Annotated in this window: 21 protein-coding genes; 11 read left to right on the plus strand and 10 right to left on the minus strand. The window is 72.7% G+C overall.

The window, feature by feature from the left end; genetic code table 11:
* Window positions 1-54 precede the first annotated feature (54 nt).
* The 3 genes from AC3X7Z_RS03695 (at window position 55) to AC3X7Z_RS03705 (ending at window position 2,460) form a co-directional block, all read left to right on the plus strand.
* Window positions 55-1,605, plus strand: coding sequence for a multicopper oxidase family protein (locus AC3X7Z_RS03695; RefSeq protein WP_489975041.1), 1,551 nt, complete (start codon window positions 55-57; stop codon window positions 1,603-1,605).
* 61 nt (window positions 1,606-1,666) lie between these two features.
* Entirely contained in the window at window positions 1,667-2,041 is a 375-nt protein-coding gene (locus AC3X7Z_RS03700; protein ID WP_489975042.1) for a PaaI family thioesterase, read from the plus strand.
* A gap of 77 nt (window positions 2,042-2,118) precedes the next feature.
* Entirely contained in the window at window positions 2,119-2,460 is a 342-nt protein-coding gene (locus tag AC3X7Z_RS03705; protein ID WP_489975043.1) for a YciI family protein, read from the plus strand.
* A 6-nt stretch (window positions 2,461-2,466) separates the two neighbouring features.
* Here AC3X7Z_RS03705 and AC3X7Z_RS03710 read toward each other — a convergent pair whose 3' ends face one another.
* Window positions 2,467-3,012, minus strand: coding sequence for a hypothetical protein (locus AC3X7Z_RS03710; RefSeq protein WP_489975044.1), 546 nt, complete (start codon window positions 3,010-3,012; stop codon window positions 2,467-2,469).
* 82 nt (window positions 3,013-3,094) lie between these two features.
* The gene (locus AC3X7Z_RS03715) at window positions 3,095-3,724 is read right to left on the minus strand and encodes a GNAT family N-acetyltransferase (RefSeq protein WP_489975045.1); all 630 of its coding nucleotides are present in this window, start codon (window positions 3,722-3,724) and stop codon (window positions 3,095-3,097) included.
* 142 nt (window positions 3,725-3,866) lie between these two features.
* Between AC3X7Z_RS03715 and AC3X7Z_RS03720 the strand changes: the two genes are divergently transcribed.
* Entirely contained in the window at window positions 3,867-4,994 is a 1,128-nt protein-coding gene (locus tag AC3X7Z_RS03720) for a sensor histidine kinase (protein WP_186340454.1), read from the plus strand.
* Complete coding sequence (locus tag AC3X7Z_RS03725; protein WP_489975046.1) at window positions 4,991-5,653, plus strand: response regulator; 663 nt, start codon at window positions 4,991-4,993, stop codon at window positions 5,651-5,653. The genes AC3X7Z_RS03720 and AC3X7Z_RS03725 overlap by 4 nt, the downstream gene beginning before the upstream one ends.
* A 28-nt stretch (window positions 5,654-5,681) precedes the next feature.
* On the opposite strand, the gene AC3X7Z_RS03730 is transcribed toward AC3X7Z_RS03725, so the two are convergent.
* The 3 genes from AC3X7Z_RS03730 to AC3X7Z_RS03740 all read right to left on the minus strand — a co-directional run bounded on the left by AC3X7Z_RS03730 (window position 5,682) and on the right by AC3X7Z_RS03740 (window position 8,823).
* Window positions 5,682-7,838 carry an MMPL family transporter gene (locus tag AC3X7Z_RS03730; RefSeq protein WP_489975047.1) on the minus strand — a complete coding sequence of 719 codons (2,157 nt, stop codon included), beginning with the start codon at window positions 7,836-7,838 and terminating at the stop codon, window positions 5,682-5,684.
* A 177-nt stretch (window positions 7,839-8,015) separates the two neighbouring features.
* Window positions 8,016-8,483, minus strand: coding sequence for a hypothetical protein (locus tag AC3X7Z_RS03735; protein WP_186340451.1), 468 nt, complete (start codon window positions 8,481-8,483; stop codon window positions 8,016-8,018).
* Window positions 8,484-8,535: 52 nt separating this feature from the next.
* Window positions 8,536-8,823 (minus strand): DUF1905 domain-containing protein, encoded by a 288-nt coding sequence (locus AC3X7Z_RS03740; RefSeq protein WP_489975048.1) that lies wholly within the window; start codon window positions 8,821-8,823, stop codon window positions 8,536-8,538.
* Window positions 8,824-9,029: 206 nt separating this feature from the next.
* Between AC3X7Z_RS03740 and AC3X7Z_RS03745 the strand changes: the two genes are divergently transcribed.
* Together AC3X7Z_RS03745 and AC3X7Z_RS03750 are read left to right on the plus strand one after the other, a co-directional pair.
* On the plus strand, window positions 9,030-10,376 hold the full coding sequence (locus AC3X7Z_RS03745) for an ABC1 kinase family protein (RefSeq protein ID WP_489975049.1): 1,347 nt from the start codon (window positions 9,030-9,032) through the stop codon (window positions 10,374-10,376).
* Between the two features lie 49 nt (window positions 10,377-10,425).
* Entirely contained in the window at window positions 10,426-10,830 is a 405-nt protein-coding gene (locus AC3X7Z_RS03750) for a nuclear transport factor 2 family protein (protein ID WP_186340448.1), read from the plus strand.
* On the opposite strand, the gene AC3X7Z_RS03755 is transcribed toward AC3X7Z_RS03750, so the two are convergent.
* The 3 genes from AC3X7Z_RS03755 to AC3X7Z_RS03765 are packed head-to-tail and all read right to left on the minus strand — an operon-like array spanning window position 10,827 to window position 14,792.
* Window positions 10,827-12,824, minus strand: a complete 1,998-nt coding sequence (locus AC3X7Z_RS03755; RefSeq protein WP_489975050.1) for a VWA domain-containing protein — start codon at window positions 12,822-12,824, stop codon at window positions 10,827-10,829. The genes AC3X7Z_RS03750 and AC3X7Z_RS03755 overlap by 4 nt on opposite strands.
* Window positions 12,821-13,390: a GNAT family N-acetyltransferase gene (locus AC3X7Z_RS03760; protein ID WP_489975051.1), complete on the minus strand. Its 570-nt coding sequence runs from the start codon at window positions 13,388-13,390 to the stop codon at window positions 12,821-12,823. Before AC3X7Z_RS03760 ends, AC3X7Z_RS03755 begins: the two co-directional genes overlap by 4 nt.
* A complete protein-coding gene (locus AC3X7Z_RS03765) occupies window positions 13,383-14,792 on the minus strand; it encodes a sigma 54-interacting transcriptional regulator (protein ID WP_489975052.1) in 1,410 nt (469 codons plus the stop codon). The genes AC3X7Z_RS03760 and AC3X7Z_RS03765 overlap by 8 nt, the downstream gene beginning before the upstream one ends.
* A 117-nt stretch (window positions 14,793-14,909) precedes the next feature.
* Here AC3X7Z_RS03765 and AC3X7Z_RS03770 point away from each other — a divergent pair, with 117 nt between their 5' ends.
* The 4 genes from AC3X7Z_RS03770 (at window position 14,910) to AC3X7Z_RS03785 (ending at window position 18,281) form a co-directional block, all read left to right on the plus strand.
* The gene (locus tag AC3X7Z_RS03770) at window positions 14,910-15,167 is read left to right on the plus strand and encodes a hypothetical protein (RefSeq protein WP_186340444.1); all 258 of its coding nucleotides are present in this window, start codon (window positions 14,910-14,912) and stop codon (window positions 15,165-15,167) included.
* 71 nt (window positions 15,168-15,238) lie between these two features.
* A complete protein-coding gene (locus AC3X7Z_RS03775) occupies window positions 15,239-16,171 on the plus strand; it encodes an SPFH domain-containing protein (protein ID WP_186340443.1) in 933 nt (310 codons plus the stop codon).
* Window positions 16,172-16,243: 72 nt separating this feature from the next.
* Window positions 16,244-16,684 (plus strand): pyridoxamine 5'-phosphate oxidase family protein, encoded by a 441-nt coding sequence (locus AC3X7Z_RS03780; protein ID WP_186340442.1) that lies wholly within the window; start codon window positions 16,244-16,246, stop codon window positions 16,682-16,684.
* A gap of 16 nt (window positions 16,685-16,700) precedes the next feature.
* Window positions 16,701-18,281, plus strand: a complete 1,581-nt coding sequence (locus tag AC3X7Z_RS03785) for a GAF domain-containing sensor histidine kinase (protein ID WP_186340441.1) — start codon at window positions 16,701-16,703, stop codon at window positions 18,279-18,281.
* Between the two features lie 63 nt (window positions 18,282-18,344).
* Here the strand turns inward: AC3X7Z_RS03785 and AC3X7Z_RS03790 are convergent, their stop codons facing one another.
* Window positions 18,345-18,938, minus strand: coding sequence for a hypothetical protein (locus AC3X7Z_RS03790; protein ID WP_186342514.1), 594 nt, complete (start codon window positions 18,936-18,938; stop codon window positions 18,345-18,347).
* Between the two features lie 130 nt (window positions 18,939-19,068).
* The gene (locus AC3X7Z_RS03795; protein WP_186342743.1) at window positions 19,069-19,719 is read right to left on the minus strand and encodes a response regulator; all 651 of its coding nucleotides are present in this window, start codon (window positions 19,717-19,719) and stop codon (window positions 19,069-19,071) included.
* Window positions 19,720-19,966: the final 247 nt, after the last annotated feature.

Below are 19,966 nucleotides of genomic sequence, written 5' to 3' on the forward strand. Positions count from 1 at the left end.
GGTGTCGCCCCGGCCCGCATGGCCGCGGGCGCGGTCGTCCCTAGCCTCGAGGAGATGTCGCGTCCACACCGCCCCAGCCCGTCCCGTCCCCCTCGCCTCCCCGGCCGGCGGCCGGTCCGCCTGACCCGCCGGCGGCTGCTCGAGGCCGGGCTCGCGGGGTTCGCGGTGACGACCCTCGCCAGCGCGTGCGGCGGACCGGACGTCTGGGAGCCGCCCGTCGAGTTCGACACCCCGCTCCCGATCCCACCCCTGGCCGACTCCCGGCTGGAGGACGGGACGCGCGTCTTCTCGCTGACGATCCAGCAGGGCACCCACGAGTTCCGCCCGGGCGTGCGGACCCCGACGTGGGGCTTCAACGGCAGCTACCTCGGGCCGACGCTCCGGGCGGCCGTCGGCGAGGACGTGCGGGTGGACGTGGTGAACGAGCTCGACGTCGAGACGACCGTCCACTGGCACGGCATGCACCTGCCGGCGGAGATGGACGGGGGCCCGCACCAGCCGATCGCCGCCGGCGGCGGGACGTGGAGCCCGTCCTGGCAGGTCCGGCAGGCCCCCGCCACCCTGTGGTACCACCCGCACCCCCACGGGGAGACCGAGGAGCACGTCTACCGCGGTCTCGCCGGGCTGTTCGTCCTCGACGACGCGGGCGCTGAGGGCCCCGCGCTGCCCAGCACGTACGGGGTCGACGACGTCCCGATCATCGTGCAGGACAAGAAGATCGATGTCGACGGACGCCTCGTCTTCGACGACGGGGGCAACGAGATCGGCCTGCTCGGCAACCTCATGCTCGCCAACGGCGTCGCGGGCGCCACCTTCACCGTCTCCGCCGCCCGGACCCGGCTGCGGCTGCTCAACGGGTCGACCGCCCGCACCTACGACATCGGCATGTCGGACCGGCGCACCGTGCAGCTGGTCGCCTCCGACGGCGGCCTGCTCGAGGCGCCCGTCGCGGTGGAGACCGTCCGGCTCTCGCCGGGCGAGCGGGCCGAGCTGGTGGTCACCTTCGAGGCCGGGGAGACCGTGCACCTGCGCACGTTCGGGGCCGAGCTCGGCGACGTCGCCGCCCCCCAGGCGTTCGGGGCCGAGGACGAGGCCGACCTCGTGGAGTTCCGGGTGGCCGCCCGGCCCCACGCCGGGGTCTTCGTCCCCGGCACCCTGGCCGCGATCGAACGGCTGGAGGAGTCGAGTGCCGACGTCCGGCGCACGTTCGAGCTCGAGGGTCGTGACATCAACGGCCGGCAGATGGAGATGGATCGCGTCGACGTGACCGCCCACCTCGGCGCCGTCGAGGTCTGGAGCGTGCACAGCCGCAACCTGTTCCCCCACAACTTCCACGTGCACGATGTGCAGTTCCAGGTGCTCGCGATCGACGGCTCACCGCCGCCACCGGAGCTGGCCGGGCTCAAGGACACCGTCTACCTCGAGCCGCTGCGCACCTACGACCTGATCATGCGCTTCGACGACTACGCCGACCCCACCCGCCCCTACATGTTCCACTGCCACCTGCTCCTGCACGAGGACGACGGCATGATGGGCCAGTTCGTCGTGGTGGAGCCGGGCGACGACGACCGGGTCGAGCTCGGAGGCGCCGACCACGACCACTGAGCCCGGCGCCCACGCGCGCGAGGGGCGGGGATCAAGCGCCGGGTCAGGGGTACGGCGACACGTGACCCACACCCAGCACGACTTCCTGGCGACGGTCGGCGCAGACACCCCCGAGGCGACGGACGGACGCTCGACGCTCACGGTGGAGGCGGACGAGCGGCACCTCAACGCGGCCGGCACGGTCCACGGCGGCATGCTCGCCACCCTGGTCGACGCGACGATGGGCGCCGCGATCCGGAGCGCCGTCGACGGCGAGACCCCCGCCACCAGTCAGCTCACCCTCACCTACCTGCGCCCCGGCAGGCCCGGGCAGCTCGTCGTCACCGCCCGGGTGCGCAAGCGGGGGGACAGCCTCACCGTCTGCGAGGCCGACGTCGAGCAGGAGGGGAGGACGCTGGTGCACGCGCTCGCCACCTTCGCCCTCCTGGCGGACTGACGCCTGTCGATCTCGGCCCTGCTCGTCCGTCAGAGTGGTGACCGGCCGCACGGGGCGGCCGCAGGAGGAGGATCGACATGACGAAGTACGCCATCTACTTCCAGCAGCACTGGGTGGGCGACCACCCTGCCGAGTGGTTCCAGGGCCGGGTGGCGCCGAGCAAGGCGGTCATCGAGGAGATGAAGGACGCCGGGGTCCTGGTCTTCGCCGGCGGCCTCGAGGAGGACATGGCCGAGGCGTTCACTGCCGACGCCACCAGCGGCACCATCACCATCACCGACGGGCCCTACACCGAGAGCACGGAATACCTCGGGGGGATCACCATCGTCGACGTGCCCGACATCGATGCGGCCAAGCTGTGGGCCGGCAAGGTCGCCGAGGGGTGCGGCTGGCCCCAGGAGGTCCGCGTCGTCACGTAGCGCCGGCTACCGAGCGACCCAGTCGGTGAAGCTGCGCGGCTCGCCGAGCCAGTCCGTGCCGGCGTTCGAGCCGTCGTGGCGCGTCCCTGCCACGTGCACGGCGACGCGGACCTGATCCGGCGAGCCGAGCGCCGCGCGGGCGACCCGCATCCGCACCTGCTCGCGGTCGTAGTCGATGCGCAGCCGGTAGCTGCCCTCGACCGGCTCGCCCCACTTCTTGGCGGCGAAGCCGTCGACCGACAGCAGCTGGTAGTCGGTGCCGTCGAAGTAGCCGCTGGCGAAGACGTACTCGGGCCCCGGGTCGGCGGGGTCGGTGTCGAGGAAGACCGATCCCGAGGAGCCGCTGCGCCAGGTCTTGCGCAGGTTGGCGTGGGTGGTCGTCACGACGATGTTGCGCGCCTTGTGCTCGACCCGCACCGCGCGGAGGTCGACGCCGTGGCCGAGGTCGGCGGGGTCGGTGACGTCGATCACCGCGGCGCCGGCCGGGGCGAGCGGGCTGAGGGTGAGGGCGGCGACCGCCAGGGCCGCGGTGCTCAGGAGGGTCGTACGCATGGGGTGTCCGTTCTCATGTCAGGTGCCCGGGCGGGACGAGAGGGAGACGCACGGTCCGGCCCCGAGGTTGCCCCCCGGGAGGTCAGGCGGTCTGGACCGGCGCCGCGGAGGGGCGACGCATGAACCAGTTCTCGACCCCGATGACCGGGGCCGAACCCACCACCTCGAAGCCGCAGCCCTCGTAGAAGGGCACGTTGGCGGCCTTGTCGGTCTCCAGGTAGCCCGGCAGCCCCGAGGAGTCGAGCTCCGCGCAGACGGCCGCCATGAGGCGGGTGCCGAGCCCGCGTCCCTGCAGGTCCGGATGCACGGCGACGGGACCGACGTGCACGTGCGGCTCGCGCAGGTCGTGCCGGGACCACTCCCCGAGCCAGCCCGCCACCCGACGTCCGGCCCGGGGTCCCAGCCTCGCCAGGACCGGCAGCAGCCGGAGCCGTTGTCGCGCCGTGGGCCGGCAGCGACCGGCCGGGACCATCCCGGCGACCCCCACGACCCGGCCGCGGGACCTCAGCGCCAGGACCTCCAGCGCGTCCATCACACCGATGGCGCCGCCGACGAGCCTGCGGTGCGCGACGAGGCGCACGTCCGGGTCGCCGCCGTAGGCGGCCACGTGCAGCGGGTTGTCGACCATCGCTCGGGCGACGAGGTCGACGGCCGCGCTCCGCTCGGCCCGCGCGAGGCGTCCGACCGCTGGTGAGGCGGGGGATGGTTTCACGTCCCCCACCGTAGGAACGCCGAGGACGGGCGCCCATCGACGGGAGGCGACACCCGTCCGCTCGTGTCCATCGAGAGAGTCGCCTGCGAGCGACGCCGCGCGACGCGATGTCGTCCTAGCATCGAGCAATGGACGGTGCGAGGTGAACGCCCGCAAGGTCGACGTGCTGCTCGCCGTCGGGGTGATCGTCATCCTGGCCACGATCGTCACCTCGGGGCAGGGCGGCAGATTCACGGGACCGATCAACCCGTTGGCCTACGTGTGGACGGTGGGCCTCGGGCTGCTCATGCTGATCCGGCGGGCCCACCCGCTGCTCGTGCTGGTGCTGACGACGATCGGCTACTTCAGCTATCACGCGGCCGGATTCCCCGCCATGGGCGTCGCCGTGCCGGTCGCGGCCGCCCTCTTCTCCGCGGCCGAGATGGGGCACACGCGGGCCGCGGTGGCGACCGGCGCCGTGACCCTGCTCGGGTCCACCGGCTACCGGGTCGCCTCGAACCAGAACCTGGCCTACGTCCTCGCCTACGAGCTCGCGTCCCACGTCGCGCTCATGGCCGCGGTGATCGCCCTCGGCCACAGCCTGCGCACCACCCGCCAGCTGCGCCTGAGGCGCGACCAGGTGACCCGACTGCTGGCGCGTCAGCGCCACCTCGACGCGGAGGTGACGAAGCGCGACGACCGCCTCACGCTGGCCCGCGACCTGCACGACTCGATCGGTCACTCGCTGACGGTCGCGTCGATCTACGCGGGGCTGGCCCTCGAGCGCGACGTGGGACCCGAGCGCAGGGACCAGAGCCTCACGATGGTCAGGACGGCGGTCTCGGAGGCCCTGTCGCACCTGCGACGGACGGTCCGGGTGCTGCGCGAGCAGGACGCCAGCCTGGCCGGGCCGGGCCTGGAGGACATCCGTCACCTCGCCGAGGCACCGCGCGCCGCCGGCTACGACGTACGCGTCGACGTGCCGGACGTCGCCGTGCCGGTGCCCGTCGGCGCGGCGATCTACCGCCTCGCCCAGGAGGGGATCACCAATGCGCTCAAGCACTCCTCCGGCCGCCGCATCGAGGTCCGCGTCTCCTGCGCGGGCTCGCACACGGTGGACGTGAGCATCTGCGACGACGGCGCCGGCCACCGGACCGCGCCGGTCGAGCTGGGACACGGGCTGAGCGGCATGCGCGAGCGGGTCGCGGACCTGGGCGGCGTCCTGACCGTCGACACCGCGAGCAGCGGCTGGCGCGTCCACGCCACGATCCCCTGGGAGGCGGCGACGTGATCAAGGTGCTCCTGGTCGACGACCAGCGACTGCTGCGCGAAGGGCTTCGGGCCATCCTCGACGTGGCCGACGACCTGACCGTGGTGGCACAGGCCCGCAACGGGCGAGAGGCCCTCGCCCTGGGGCGCGAGCACTCCCCCGACGTGTTCTTGATGGACCTCCAGATGCCCACGATGAACGGCCACGAGGCGATCAGGGAGATCCGGAGGGACCCGTCCCTCAAGAGCGCGGCCGTGCTGGTCCTGACGACGTTCGACGAGGACGACGACGTCGTGGAGGCGCTCGCCGCCGGGGCCGACGGCTACCTGCTCAAGGACATCGACGCCGAGGATCTGAGGCGCGCCGTCCGGAGGGCGGCGGCCGGCGAGGCGGACATGGCGCCCGGCGTGCTGCGGCAGATGATGGACCGGATCGCGCGGCTCCCGACGAGGCGCAGCCGCGAGGAGCAGCTGGCGGGCCTGACCGAGCGCGACCTCGAGATCCTCACCCACGTCGGCCTGGGCCTGTCCAACGAGGAGATCGGGCGCGCCCTGTTCCTCAGCCCGGAGACCGCCCGCACCTACGTGAGCCGCCTGATGACCAAGCTCGGCGCGCGCGACCGGGCCCAGCTCGTCGTGCTCGCGCACCGCGCGGGCCTGGTCGACCCGACCGTCGACTGAGGGCGCACCTCGGGCACGGGGACGCCGGTCATGCCGGCTCCCCCTGCCGGGGCTCCGGCGGCTCGATGTCGAGCGTGGGCAGCACGCGGTCGAGCGGTCGCGGCAGCCACCAGGCCCGGTCGCCCAGCAGCTGCATCACCGAGGGCACGAGCACCAACCGCACGAGGGTCGCGTCGACGAGGACGGCGAAGGCCAGTCCGAAGCCGAACAGCTGCAGCTCCCTGCTGCTGCCGAGGACGAAGCTGCCGAAGACACAGATCATGATCGCGGCCGCGGCCGTGATCACGCGAGCCGTGCGGGCCACGCCTTCCACGACCGCTGCGGAGCTGTCGCCGGTGCGGTGACGCTCCTCCTTGATGCGCGACAGGAGGAAGACCTCGTAGTCCATCGAGAGGCCGAACACGATGGCGATCAGCATCATCGGTGCCCAGGCCTCCACCGGCGCGCTGGCCCCCAGGTCGAGCAGGTCCACCCCCCAGCCCCACTGGAAGACCGCGACCGTCGCCCCGAAGGCAGCGCCGATCGACAGGAGGTTCACGACGACCGCCTTCACGGCGACCGCGATCCCGCGGAACACCGCCACCAGGAGCAGGAGGGCGAGACCGAGCACCACGGCGAGGAACACCGGGAGGCGCTCGGCGGTGTAGTCGGCGAAGTCGACCGCCGCCGCTGTCGTGCCGCCGATGGCGACCTCCACGTCCTCCCCGGCGACGATCGAGGGGACGACGTCCTCCCGCAGGCGGTGGACTAGGTCGGTGGTGCGCTCGTCTCGCGGTCCCGTCCCGGGGACGACCTGGAGCACCGCCACGTCCCCGGCCTCCCCCACCGCCGGGGGGCTGACGGCGGCGACGCCGGGCGTGCCTGCCAGCTCCTCCCGCAGCTGGTCGAAGACCGCGGGCCCGGACCCCTCGCCGGTCCGGACCGCGACGACCAGGGGGCCGCTGGAGCCCGCGCCGAACCCTTCCGCCATCAGGTCGTAGGCACGCCGGGCGGTGTCGCTCGGCGGCTTGGTGCCGGCGTCGGAGAAGCCGAGGCGCATGTCGAGGACCGGGATGCTCATCACCAGCAGCACGGCGGTGGACGCCAACGCCCACGGCAGCGGGTGGCGCTGCATCCGCCGGCTCCACCTCCGCGCGATCGCTCCGTCGGCCGCTCCGTCCGCCGCTGCGCCACCCCGCCTGCGGAGATGGATCGAGTACCGGTCGATGCGGCGCCCGACGACGGCCAGCATCGCCGGCAGCAGCGTCACGGCGGCCAGCATCGTCAGGAGCACGGAGACCGCGATGCCCAGCGCCACCCCGGTGATGAGCTCGAGGCCCATCAGCACCAGGCCCAGGGACGCGATCACGACGGTGACCCCGGCGAAGAGCACCGACCGGCCGGCGGTGGCCTGCGCCGACACGACGGCCTCGGCCGGCTCCTCGCCGCCGGCGAGCGCCTCGCGGTAGCGCGTCACGACGAGGAGCGCGTAGTCGATGCCCACCCCGATCGCGATCATGGCGCTCACCGGTGCCGCGAAGCTCGGCATGTCCACCCACCGCGCTCCGATGCCGACGGCCGCGATGCCGCTCGCCGCCCCGATGACGCCCACCAGGATGGGCAGGCCCATGGCGATGACGGAGCCGAAGGCGAACAGCAGGATGACCACGGCGGCGAGGATGCCGATCAGCTCGCTCGGCGGGCCGCCCTCGGCCTCCTGCTCGACCGCGACCCCGCCGACCTCGAGGCGCAGGTCGGGTGAGGTCTCGCGGATGCCCGAGAGGGTCTCCTGCACGTCGGCGAGCTCCGCCGCGTCCATGCGGGGGAGGTCGACGGCGACGTAGCCGATCGCCCCGTCCGGCGAGAGCTGGCGGGCCCCCTCCGGCTCGTACGGGCTGACCACCCGCGCCTCGGGGACCTCGTCCCGGACCCGGTCGGCGATCGCGTCGACCTCGGCGCGCAGGCCCTCATCGTCCGCCTGGTCGACGCGGAACACCAGCTGTGCCTGCGTCCCGGCGCCCACGTCGAACCCGGCCTCCTGCAGGATCTGGGCGGCACGCTCGCTCTCCGAGCCCGCCAGGGCGTAGTCGTCGCTGGTCTCCCCGGCCACCGCTCCCGAGAGCACCGACACCGCCACCACCAGGACCACCCACGCGGCCAGCACCACGAACCGTCGGCGCGCACACGCTCGCGCTAGTCGTTCCACCTCACGCTCCTCCGCTCAGCTGCTCGAGCCCACGACGCTAGGCACGAGCCGGGACCCGCACAGGCCGCGGCAGGCGAGAGCAGCGTCGTCACCAGGCGACGGTCGGATCGGTGAGGAGGGACGGGTGCGCCCCGCGTGGGGCTCGGTGAGCCCGGCCGGCTGAGCGCCGGTCCGAGATCACGAGGACGACACCGCGCAGTCGTGGAGGAGGTGGTCCGCACGCCTGTAGACCCGCCAGCTCGGCCAGGGCTTGCCGGGGATCTTGACCTTCATCTCGACCACGATCCCGAGCGGATCCCTGGCCGGCGCGCAGGGCAGCGCGCCCTCGGTGGTGAAGATGAACTTCTCGCCGACGCCGAGCTCGACGACGTCGGTGTAGCGGTAGCGACTCCACCGGAAGGTGCCCGGCAGCTTGTGCCGCTCGCCCACCCGCACATGGCGCTGCCCCCGCCCACCGACCCGCCTGAACTTCACGCGGACGCGATGGTCGACGAGCGAGGGCTCGCTGACGCCGATCAGCACGCCCGAGTAGGGAATCACGCCGTACGGGATCGCGTCGCTGCGATCCTTCCGGGCCTGGGCAGGGGCGGGTGCGACCAGGGTGGCCAGCACCGCCACGACGACGCCGAGCACGAGTCGCTGCACCCGATCGAGGCTACGTGCCCCGGCGCCCCGGCGGCACCCCCGCGGCCGCGGCTCAGTCGCGGCCGACCTGCAGCCGCACCTCGACGACCTCCCCCAGCTCGATGCCCTCGGCGCGGCGGACGGCCACCTTCAGCGGCAGGAACCACGTGCCCTCTCGCGGGAACATCGCGGTGGCGAAGCCGGTGTCGCCGATCCGGGCGCGGACGGGGACCACGCCCCAGTAGACGACGTCGGCCTTCACCTCGTCGACGAGCCCGGCTGCGTCCGGAGGCAGAGCCGCGAACACGTACGGCGCAGGGCCGCGCCACTCGACCACCTCGCCGGCGAAGTCGATCTCCATCGCCCCACCCTGCCAGCAGTCCGGCCGTCCCGGGCCGAAGGTGGGGTGCGGGCGGGGGACCCCACGGCCCTCGCCCGCACTCCGCCACCGCCCCCCTGCCGCGGTGGCTTCCTCCTGACGGGTCGTGCTCTCGTCACCTGTGTCAACGAGCGGACCGGCGGCAGGTCACGGCGCAACGCGATTGCGCGGCCGGGGACAATGGGGGAATGACCGACCTCCCCCGCAAGGCCGCCGCCCGCACGGCCCGCCTCGCCGCACTCCCCCTCGGGTATGCCGGCCGCCAGGCGATGGGGTTGGGCAAGCGGCTCGGGGGCAAGCCGGCCGACGCGGTGCTCACCGAGGTGCAGCAGCGCACGGCCGAGCAGCTGTTCCGCACACTGGGCGAGCTCAAGGGCGGGGCGATGAAGTTCGGCCAGGCGCTCAGCGTGCTGGAGTCGGCCCTGCCCGAGGACGTCGCCGCGCCCTACCGCGAGCACCTCACCGCGCTCCAGGACTCGGCGCCGCCCATGCCCACCGCGACCGTGCGCGAACAGCTCACCACCAACCTGGGCCCCGACTGGTCCGACCGCCTCGTCTGGCTCGACGGCGCACCCACGGCGGCGGCCTCGATCGGACAGGTGCACCGCGGTCGCTGGCGCGACGACCCGGACGACGACGACATCGACGTCGCGGTGAAGGTGCAGTATCCCGGCGCCGGCGAGGCGCTCATGTCCGACCTGCGCCAGATCGCCCGCGTGGCGCGCGGCGTCGCGCCCGTCTTCCCCGGCATCGACGTCAAGCCGCTGGTCGCCGAGCTCCAGGAGCGTGCCGCCGACGAGCTCGACTACGAGCTCGAGGCGCAGGCGCAGGCGGCCTACGCCGACGCGTTCGCCGACGACCCCGACATCGTGGTGCCGGCCGTGGTCGCCGTGGGCACCGAGGTGCTGGTGACCGAGTGGCTCGACTCCGCCCACTCCCTCGCCCACGTCATCCGCGTGGGCACGCAGGAGGAGCGCGACCACTACGGCGAGCTCTTCGTGCGCTTCCTCTTCGAGGGACCGCAGCGCACCGGCATGCTCCACGCCGACCCGCACCCGGGCAACTTCCGCGTGATCCCGGCTCCCGACGGCGGACTCGGCCGGCTCGGTGTGCTCGACTTCGGCGCCGTCGCCCGACTCCCCCAGGGCCAGCTCCCCGAGGCGATGGGCCGGCTCATCCGCATCGCGCTCGACTCCGACGAGGCGTCGCTCGTCGCGGGGCTGCGCGAGGAGGGGTTCATCAAGGACGGGATCGAGGTCGACCCGGCGATGCTGCTCGACTACCTCGGGCCGTTCGTGGAGCCCGCGGCGCAGGAGCGCTTCGCGTTCACCCGCGACTGGATGCGCGAGCAGTTCGAGCGGATCAACGACTCCCAGGCCGAGTCCTTCTCGCTGGCCACCCGGCTCAACCTGCCGTCGTCCTACCTGCTCATCCACCGCACCTGGCTCGGCGCGATCGGCCTGCTCAGCCAGCTCGGCGCCACGGCGCCCTTCCGCGAGATCCTCGAGGAGTCGCTGCCGGGCTTCGACGACTGACGCCGCGCGATCGGCCCGGATCGCGTGACCGGGTGGCACCATGACGCGCATGGATGCCGCCGCCGCCCTCGCCCGTTGGCACGCCGTCGTCGAGAGTCGCGACCCCGCCGGGCTCCCCGGCCTCATCGCCGAGGACGCGGTCTTCCGCAGTCCGGCGGTGCACACGCCCCAGGAGGGTCGCGACACGGTCGTCGGCTACCTCACGGCCGCGTTCACCGTGCTGGGTCCGGGACTGACCTACGAGCGGGAGTGGCTCGGCGCGGACTCCGCGGTGCTCCAGTTCCGCACCGACGTCGGCGGCCTGCAGGTCTCCGGCGTCGACATCATCACCTGGGACGACGCCGGGCAGATCGTCGACTTCACCGTCATGGTGCGTCCGGCCAAGGCCCTGCAGGCGGTCATCGAGCAGATGGGCGCCGAGTTGCTGCGGATGCTGGAGGCCGCGGGCGGCTAGACCCAGAAGCCCCGCCCGCCGCCGTACCACTCGCCGAACTGCTCGCGGTAGGACGACCCGGGAGCCCGCGAGCCCAGGTAGGACCCGACCACCGCGGCCCCGAGGTCGTCGAGCTCGGGGCTGACCATCCGGCCGTCCACCCGGCGCGCCATCGAGTCGATGAAGCGCGCCAGTCCGGGGTCCTCGCCGAGGCGGAAGAACGTCACCTGGGCGCCCAGCCGGGCGGCGGCGTCGAGCTCGCGCACCGAGTGGGCGATCGTCAGAGGGTGGGGCGGGTAGGAGAACCACACCTCGCCGTCGGGCTCGAGGTGGGCGGTCGGCTCGCCGTCGGTGACGACGAGGAGCACCGGCTGGGCATTGGGGTGCTTGCGGAAGAACCGGTTGGCGAGCAGCAGCCCGTGGTGGAGGTTGGTGCCCTTGTCCCAGCGGGCGTCGAGGGCGGTGAGCTCCTCGATCTCCATGACCTGGGCGTGCCGGCCGAACGCGATCAGCTGGAGGTCGTCGCCGCGGAAGCGGGAGCGGATGAGCTGGTGCAGCGCCAGCGCGGTGCGCTTCATCGGCACCCATCGCCCGTCCATCGCCATCGAGAACGACGTGTCGACCAGCAGCACGACCGCCGCCTGGGTGCGCGCCTCGGTCTCGACCACCTCGATGTCGTCGACCTGGATCCGCACGGGCGACGAGCCTCCGTCACGCAGCACCGCGTTGGTGATGGTGCGCGGCACGTCCCACGGCTCGGTGTCGCCGAACTCCCAGCGCCGCGACGCGCCCGACGGCTCGCCGGCCAGGCCGGTCGTGCGCGTCTCGCGGGCGCCGGAGCGCCCGCTCATCCGCTCGGCCACGTCGCGCAGGAGCGCCTTGCCGAGCTGGCGCATCGCCTTGGGCGAGAGCCGCAGCTCGCCGTCGGAGCCGCGCTTGAGGTAGCCGCTGTCACGCAGCGCGCGCTCGAGCTCCTGCAGCGTCCTGGCGGCCACCGCCGCGTCGGGACCGAGCTGCTGGGCCAGCGCGTCGAGGTCGACGTCGTCCATCCGCGCGCCGTGGTGCGACTGGGCGAGCTGGTCGGCGAGCGCGTCGAGCTGGGCGAGGTCCTGCAGCGCGCCCGTGCCGTCGCCGAGGCCCATCCCCTCCTCGCCCTCGAAGCTCTCCGAGCCCGACCAGTCCTCGCCGGGGCGCAACGCCTGGAGGTTGGCGTCCATCCGCGCCAGCTGCTCCATCAGCTGCGGCGAGCCGAAGGCCTGCTGCGAGAGCTCCATCAGCTCCTGGCGCTGCTCGGGCGTCATCGAGTTGAGCATCCGCTGCGCCGCCGCGGCCCGCTGGGCGAGGGAGTCGAGCAGCTCGTCCATGTCCTGTGGGTCGTCGGGGAAGAAGTCGCCGTGCTTGTCCATGAAGTCGCGGAACTCGTCGTCGGTGACGCCGTCCGCGGCGTGCTTCTCGAGCAGGTCGTTGAGGTCGGAGAGCATCTCGTTGACCGCTGCCCGGTCGTCGTCGGTGGCGCCCTCGAGCGCCTGCTTCATGCCCGCGAAGCGCTGGTCGAGCAGCTCGCGACCGAGCAGGTCCTTGATCTCCTCGTAGGCCTCGCGCGCCTCCGACGACTGCCAGTCGTAGGACGACAGCTCGCTCACCGCCGCCGGCGTGGAGGTCGGCAGGTTGTCGAGCATGAGCTCGCGGAAGGCCCGGTCGCCGTCGTCCATGGTGATGTCGCGCGCCAGCTGGCCGCGCTCGGCGAGGACCGCCCGGTCGAGGAGCTCGCGCACCTCGCGCATCGTGCCGTCGAGGTCGTTGCGCTGCAGGATCTCGCGCCGACGCTCGGCCACCTTCCGGGCGAGCTCGTCGAGCCCGGCCCGGTCGGTGCCGCCGCGGCGCAGGAACTCACGCATCGCCCGTTCGGGCGAGTAGCCGGCCATCACGTCCTGGCCGATGGCGTCGAGCGCCTCGGCCAGGTCGACCGGCGGGGCCAGCGGGTCGCCGCCGTCGTACTTGCGGAAGCGGCTCACCGCGGTCCCCTGCCCAGCTCCTTGCGGAGCCACACGTCGTCGGGCCAGTCGCGGTCGGTGACCCGCTCGACCTCGGTGAAGCCGTGGGCGCGGTAGAAGTCGTGGGCCTGCTGGTTGCCGTCGACGACCTCGAGCCACAGCACGTCGCCCTCGACCATCGCCTCGACCTCGGCCAGCAGGCGGCCGCCGATGCCGCGACCCTGGTGGTCGGGGTGGACGTAGAGCTTCCACATCACCTCGCGGTCGCCGGTGACGTGGGGGAAGTCCCGGTGCGACTGCGAGAGCCGGCCGAACGCGGCCATCGCGACGACCTGGCCGTCGACCTCGGCGACGAGGTGCGCGTTGCGCGCCAGCGACCGCTCGAAGACCTCGGGCACCCACCACTCGTCGAGCATCCGCTGGGCGTACGCCGCGTCGATCGGGCCGTAGGTCGCCGGCACGACCGCCTCGCCGAGGGCGCGGAAGGCGGGGATGTCGGCCGTCGTGCCGGGGCGCAGCCTGATGTCGTGGGTGATGACGTGGGTGATGACCCCGTCGCCCCGCGTCTCGCCGGCCGCCTCACCCATAGACGGTCTCCCCGGCCTCGGTGTCCTTGCCGATCTTGCGCGCGAGGTAGAGGCCCTCGAGCGCCAGCTCGATCGCGGCGGCGCGCTCGCCGTCGTTGGTGGCCCCCAGCCGGTCGCACACCGCGTCGTAGAGGTCGGACTCCCCCAGCACGGGGAGACCGGCGAGGAAGTCGCGTGCCCCCACCCGGGCGCCGGTGCTGACCATCGCCCCCTCCTCGATGGCCTCGACGAGCAGGCGCAGGTCGATGCCGGCGAGGTGGGCGCGCACCGTCTCGGCGACCGCGGTGCGGAGCAGGTGGGTGAGGATCTCGGTCTCCCGGCCCTCCTCGCCGGTCTCGAACTCGATCTTGCCGCCGAGCACGTCGACCGCCGTCTCGAGATCGACGACGCGAGCCACGGCCTCGTCCTCGCCCTGCGTGGTGGCGCGGTGCAGGGCCGCGGCGGCGATGGTCTCGGCGCCCGCGATCGCGAAGCGCGCACTGACCCCGGAGCGCTGGTCGACCGACTGCGAGTCGCGCAGGTGGCGGGTGAACCGTGCCAGCACCTCGAGGAGGTAGGGCGGGACGGCGGCGACGAGGTCGGCCTCCTGCTCGATGACAGCGATCTCCTCCTCCACCTGCCGCGGGTAGTGGGTGCGGATCTCGGCGCCGAAGCGGTCCTTGAGCGGGGTGATGATGCGTCCGCGGTTGGTGTAGTCCTCGGGGTTGGCGCTGGCGACCACCAGCACGTCGAGCGGCAGCCGGAGGACGTAGCCGCGGATCTGGATGTCGCGCTCCTCCATCACGTTGAGCATCGCGACCTGGATCCGCTCGGCGAGGTCGGGGAGCTCGTTGATCGCCACGATCCCACGGTGGCTGCGCGGGATCAGGCCGAAGTGGATCGTCTCGGGGTCGCCGAGGTGGCGTCCCTCGGCGACCTTCATCGGGTCGACGTCGCCGATCAGGTCCGCCACCGACGTGTCCGGCGTCGCCAGCTTCTCGGCATACCTCTCGTCGCGGTGACGCCACGAGATGCGCAGGTCGTCACCGTAGGTCGCGACCGCCTGCTGGGACGTCACCGTGACCGGCTCGTAGGGGTGCTCGCCCAGCTCGGACCCGGAGATCACGGGTGTCCACTCGTCGAGCAGCGCCACCAGCGAGCGCAGCAGCCGGGTCTTGCCCTGGCCGCGCTCACCGAGCAGCACCATGTCATGACCGGCCAGCAGCGCCCGCTCGACCTGTGGGATCACCGTGTCGTCGAAGCCGTGCAGCCCGGGCCACGGGTCCTCGCCGGCGCGCAGCCGCGCGAGCAGGTTGTCGCGCAGCTCCTGGCGCAGCGGCTTGAGCCGGTGGCCGCTCTCGCGGAGCTGGCCGAGGGTGCTGGGCTCGGGGTGCTGGTTGGTCTGCTGGGCTGCGTGCGTCACGTCCTCCACGCTACGCAGGTCCGTCAACGTCGAGTGCGCTCGAAGACGCCCGGAAGAAGCTCCCCCGACCGGCGCGTACCGAGGGTCGAACCGGTCGCGACAGGGCAGGATGCCGCCATGCCCGCGGTCACGCTGCTCGTCCTGCTGGTCGTCGTGGCCGTGCCGGTGGCCTACTGGCTCGGTCGTACGTCGGCGCCCGCCGCGCCGCTCGCCACCGACCCGGCCGAGCTCGCCGAGCGCGACGCGTTCATCGAGCAGCTGCGCGAGCTCGCCTGGCAGCACCGCGACGTCTCCCCCGAGCTGTCCACCATCGTCATCGACGAGATCGCCCAGCGGCACCGCAAGGGCCGCGGCCTGCCCGGCCCGGGCGCCTGAGCCCCGGCTCGCCCACCCACCCACGCACGCACCGCCCGCCCATCGCCCACCCACCGCACCCAAGGACCGCCATGCCCTCCATCGCCCCCGTCTCCCAGCGTGTCGGCCGCGCCGGCAAGGTCCTGCTGGGCCTCGGGCTGGTCGTCGCCGTCCTGCTCGCGGTGCTCGTCGTCGTGCGGCCGACCACCGTCTCGACCGGCCCCGACCAGGTGGCGCTGCACTACAGCGACGGCGCCTTCACCCCCCGCCGGTTCCAGGACTGCGTGGAGAGCTCGCAGCGGGCCTGGCACGGACCGGGCGACAAGCACTACTCCTACCCGTCCTCGCAGCGCAACTACGTCTTCGGCCAGCAGGGCGACCGCGCTGCGGTGACGTTCGTGAGCAAGGACGGCATCGAGATGTCGGTCGACGGCGTCGCCGCGTTCCTGCTCAACACCGACTGCCGGACCCTGCAGAAGTTCCACGACCTCATCGGCAACCGCTACGCCGCCTACATGGACTCCTCCGACGGCAACGGCTCGGCGGGGTGGCTGGCGATGCTCAGCGTCTACATCAGCCGGCCCCTGGAGACCGCGATCGACCGCGCCAGCCAGAACTACACCTACACCGAGCTCTACACCGACCCCAACGTCAAGGCGCAGTGGGAGCAGGACGTCCTCGAGCAGATGCCCGACCTCGTCGGGCGCCAGATCGACGGCGACGAGGAGTTCTTCACCAACTTCGCCATCACCCTGCAGAAGCCGGTCCCGCCGGAGTCGGTGAAGGCGGCCCTGGTCGCCCAGCAGGAGGCGGTCGCGCGGGCGAAGGCCAAGGAGGCCGAGGCCGCGGCGCAGGTGAAGGCGGCGCAGGCGCAGGTCGAGGTCGAGCGCGCCGAGGCGGCGAAGATCGCCGAGCGGATCAAGGTGCTCGGCCGCGAGGGCTACCTGCGGCAGTACGCGATCGACAAGGGCCTCAACCCCTACCAGCCGACGACCGGCGCGCTGATCACCAACTCCGGACCCTGACGCGCGGGACCTTCGGCCCTGCTGAGGACGACCCGGCCGGGCGAGGCTGGGAGTCGAGCCGAAGGAGGACCCATGCACACCACGCACGACCTGTCCCGGGAGGACTGCACCCGCCTGCTCACTGCCGGCGTCGCAGGCCGGGTCGCGGTCACGACTCCGACCGGGCCGCACATCCTGCCGGTCAACTACGCCGTGGACCACGAGTCCATCCTGATCCGCACCACGGCCTACAGCCTGCTCGGCACCTACGGTCGTGACGCCCAGCTGTGCTTCGAGGTCGACCAGTTCGACTACGAGCTCAAGCGGGGCTGGAGCGTGGTGGTGCGCGGACGCGGACGATTCGTCGACGACCAGGACGAGCTCGCGGAGATCGCCCGGTCGTGGCAGCCGCGCCCGTGGGCCACCGGCCAGCGCAACCTCATCGTCCGGATCGCGTGGACCGAGGTGACGGGCCGCCAGCTCGGCGACGGATGGGACCCGTGGCAGCACCTGCCGGTACGCCGGCTCGCCTGACGGCAGACTGGGGCCCGTGACCCCCACCCCACCCTCCTCCGACCTCGGCGACGACGCCCGCTCGCTGCTCGAGGCCGTCACGGCCATCTCCAGCGACCTCGACCTCACGAGCGTGCTCACCCGCATCATCGAGGCGGCGACCGCGCTGACCGGTGCCCGCTACGGTGCGCTCGGCGTCCTCAGCAGCGACGGCGACCTGGCCGAGTTCATCACCACGGGCATCGACGAGCGCACCCGCGCCCTGATCGGCGACCTGCCCCGCGGACGCGGGATCCTGGGGGTGATCATCGAGGACCCCTCGGGCCTGCGGCTGGCCGACCTGAGCGCCCACCCCGCGTCGGTCGGCTTCCCACCCGACCACCCACCGATGAAGACGTTCCTCGGCATGCCCCTGCGCATCCGGGGCACCGTGTTCGGCAACCTCTACCTCACCGAGAAGGCCGGCAGCGGCCCCTTCACCGAGGCCGACGAGCGGCTCGTCGAGGAGCTCGCCCGCACCGCCGGCTACGTCATCAGCAACGCACGCTCGTTCGCCGTCAGCGAGCGTCGCCGGCAGTGGCTGGAGGCCTCGGCCGAGCTCGCCGAGCTCCTCCAGCCGCCCGTGGACCTCGACGCCGTGCTGCCGCAGATCGTCTCGACCGCACGCCAGGTCTCCCGCGCGCGGGCGGTGGCGCTGCTCTCCTCGCTCGACCCCGAGCACGACTCGATCAGCCTCGCGCCCGACGCCACGGCCGATGCCGACCGGATCACCGACATGATGTCCGCCGCGCGGGCGGCCGTCGAGCCCGGCAGCAGCGCCGCGGTCGTGACGACCGGCGCCGACGGCGTGCCCCTCGTCGTCGTGCCCCTGCGCTCCCACCTCGCCCCCGTCGCTGCGCTCGTCGCGGTCGCCGAGCCCGGCTCGAGCCTGCTCGACGTGCAGGAGCGTGACCTCTTCGCCGGGTTCGCCGACCAGCTGGCGCTGTCCCTCGACCGCACCCAGGCGCTCGCCGACCGTCAGGAGCTGGCGCTGATCTCCGACCGCGAGCGGATCGCCCGCGACCTGCACGACATCGTCATCCAGCGCCTCTTCGCGACCGGCCTGCAGCTGCAGGGCATCGCGGCGATGAACGGCGGCAGCGCGATCGCCGAGCGGCTGGACAAGTCGGTGGCCGACCTCGACGACACGATCAAGGCGATCCGCGGCACCATCTTCGAGCTCCAGGACCGGCGCGGCGACTCGCTGCGCGCCGCGATCCGCAAGCTCGTCAAGGAGTACGTCCCGGTGCTGGGCTTCACCCCGGTGGTCCGCACGTCCGGGCCCGTCGACACGGCCGTCCCGCCGGAGATCGGCTCCCAGCTCGTCGCCGTGCTCCGCGAGGCGGTCTCCAACGTCGCCCGGCACGCCCTGGCCGATGCCGCCGAGGTCGACGTGGTCGTCGCGGGAGACCGCCTCGAGCTGCGGGTGACCGACGACGGCGTCGGCCTGCCGGACGAGATGATCGAGAGCGGCCTGCGCAACGCGCGCCGCCGCGCGGCCGACCTCGGCGGCACGCTGGAGCTGTCCCGCGTCGGCGAGCGCGGCACGCTGCTGGTGTGGCGCGTGCCGCTGCAGTGACCCACACGCGAGAGGACCCGGCGCTGTGGGCGCCGGGTCCGGGTTGTGTGGTGTGGGTGGGTGTCAGCGGAGGATGGGGAACCTGCGGACCAGTGCGGTGTTGCTCCACCAGCGGCCCAGGCCCCAGGTCATGCCGGCCGCGCCGAGGGCGAGGACGACCATCACGATGACGCCGATGAGGTGGTCGTCGACGATGGGGTTGTTCTCCAGCGGGAGCGACGCGGCGTACATGAAGGCGTACATCAGGGCGCCTGCGGCGGTGCCGATGCGCATCCCGATCCCGAGCAGCAGGGCCAGGCCGATGCCGAGCAGGCCGGCCATGAAGAGCCAGTCGACCCAGGCGTGTCCGGCCAGGGAGGTGAAGAACCCGTGGAAGGGGTTGTCGGCCGGGACGGCGAAGGACAGGAATCCCTCGGTGGGGCTGCCGCCGTTGATCCAGGCGGCGGGGCCGAAGCGGTCGAGGTTGCCTGCCTGGTCGTAGCCGGTGTGGAAGCCCAGGGCGAAGGTCTTGTCGAGGAAGGCCCACAGGAAGGTCACTCCGAAGGCGATCCGCAGGACGGCGAGGGCGCGGGCGAAGCCCGGGCGGGTGACCTCCTCGGTCTCGGAGGTGGTGACGCCCTCGGTGCTGATGTGGTGCTGGCGGTGGATGACGCTCATCGTCATCTCCTCCTCGGTTCACGATTCCGGATGTCTTCCGGTACCTCTACTGTCCGCCGAGGGGCGGGGTCGCGTGGAGGGGAGGACGTCCATGATCGGCCGGGACCAAGGTCCCCACCACCCAGGGACCTCAGGGCGTGGCGCCACCGAGGAGCTTGGAGGCCAGCACGGCGGCCTGCGTCCGCCGCTCGAGGCCCAGCTTGGACAGGATGCTGGAGACGTAGTTCTTGACCGTCTTCTCGGCCAGGAACATCTGCTCGGCGATCTGCCGGTTGGTCAGGCCCTCGGCGATGTGGCCCAGCAGGATGCGCTCCTGGTCGGTCAGCGAGCTCAGCTCGTCGGGGGTGTCGGGGCCCTTGCGGATCCGCTCCAGCACGGTCGCGGTCATGGCCGGGTCGATGAGGGACCGGCCCGAGGCGACGTGGCGCACGGCGGTGACCAGGTCGGAGCTGCGGATCTCCTTGAGGACGTAGCCGGACGCGCCCGCCATGATGGCGGCGAAGAGCGCCTCGTCGTCGTCGTAGGACGTGAGGATGAGGGCGTTGATCGACGGGTCGACCGCCCGCACGGCCCGGCACACCTCGATGCCCGACCCGTCGGGCAGCCGGGCGTCGAGCACGGCGACGTCGGGCCGCAGGGCGGGGATCCGCGCGGTCGCCTCGGTCGCGGTCGCGGACTGGCCCACGACGACGATGTCCTCCTGCTGCTCGAGGAGGAACTTCAGACCCTCACGGACGACGTCGTGGTCGTCGAGGAGGAAGACGCGGATCGGCTCGGACATGCGGACATTCCACCAGATGCGCGGCGCGGACCACACACACGTACGCTGGCCGGACCCGTGAGCGCCGGGGCGACCCACCTCGACAGGATCCCCCCGCGAGTGGTTGAGGCAGCCTCGGCCTGCGTACTCCTGCGCCCGTGATGCCCAGTTTCCCACTGTCTTCCTGAGGTCACGGACGGTCTCCTCCGGACCGTGCCGGACGCTGCGGGGGCGTCCTTGTTGTCCCTCCGGGGCGGGCGCATGCTGA

The organism is Nocardioides sp. Z24_21, assembly GCF_058134345.1.

What these genes read in the sequence shown, in the direction of transcription:
- AC3X7Z_RS03695 (WP_489975041.1), top strand. Translation starts at nt 55, where the DNA reads ATGTCGCGTCCACACCGCCCCAGCCCGTCCCGTCCCCCTCGCCTCCCC.
- AC3X7Z_RS03705 (WP_489975043.1), top strand. Translation starts at nt 2,119, where the DNA reads ATGACGAAGTACGCCATCTACTTCCAGCAGCACTGGGTGGGCGACCAC.
- AC3X7Z_RS03710 (WP_489975044.1), bottom strand. Translation starts at nt 3,012, where the DNA reads ATGCGTACGACCCTCCTGAGCACCGCGGCCCTGGCGGTCGCCGCCCTC.
- AC3X7Z_RS03740 (WP_489975048.1), bottom strand. Translation starts at nt 8,823, where the DNA reads ATGGAGATCGACTTCGCCGGCGAGGTGGTCGAGTGGCGCGGCCCTGCG.
- AC3X7Z_RS03745 (WP_489975049.1), top strand. Translation starts at nt 9,030, where the DNA reads ATGACCGACCTCCCCCGCAAGGCCGCCGCCCGCACGGCCCGCCTCGCC.
- AC3X7Z_RS03750 (WP_186340448.1), top strand. Translation starts at nt 10,426, where the DNA reads ATGGATGCCGCCGCCGCCCTCGCCCGTTGGCACGCCGTCGTCGAGAGT.
- AC3X7Z_RS03760 (WP_489975051.1), bottom strand. Translation starts at nt 13,390, where the DNA reads ATGGGTGAGGCGGCCGGCGAGACGCGGGGCGACGGGGTCATCACCCAC.
- AC3X7Z_RS03770 (WP_186340444.1), top strand. Translation starts at nt 14,910, where the DNA reads ATGCCCGCGGTCACGCTGCTCGTCCTGCTGGTCGTCGTGGCCGTGCCG.
- AC3X7Z_RS03775 (WP_186340443.1), top strand. Translation starts at nt 15,239, where the DNA reads ATGCCCTCCATCGCCCCCGTCTCCCAGCGTGTCGGCCGCGCCGGCAAG.
- AC3X7Z_RS03780 (WP_186340442.1), top strand. Translation starts at nt 16,244, where the DNA reads ATGCACACCACGCACGACCTGTCCCGGGAGGACTGCACCCGCCTGCTC.
- AC3X7Z_RS03790 (WP_186342514.1), bottom strand. Translation starts at nt 18,938, where the DNA reads ATGAGCGTCATCCACCGCCAGCACCACATCAGCACCGAGGGCGTCACC.
- AC3X7Z_RS03795 (WP_186342743.1), bottom strand. Translation starts at nt 19,719, where the DNA reads ATGTCCGAGCCGATCCGCGTCTTCCTCCTCGACGACCACGACGTCGTC.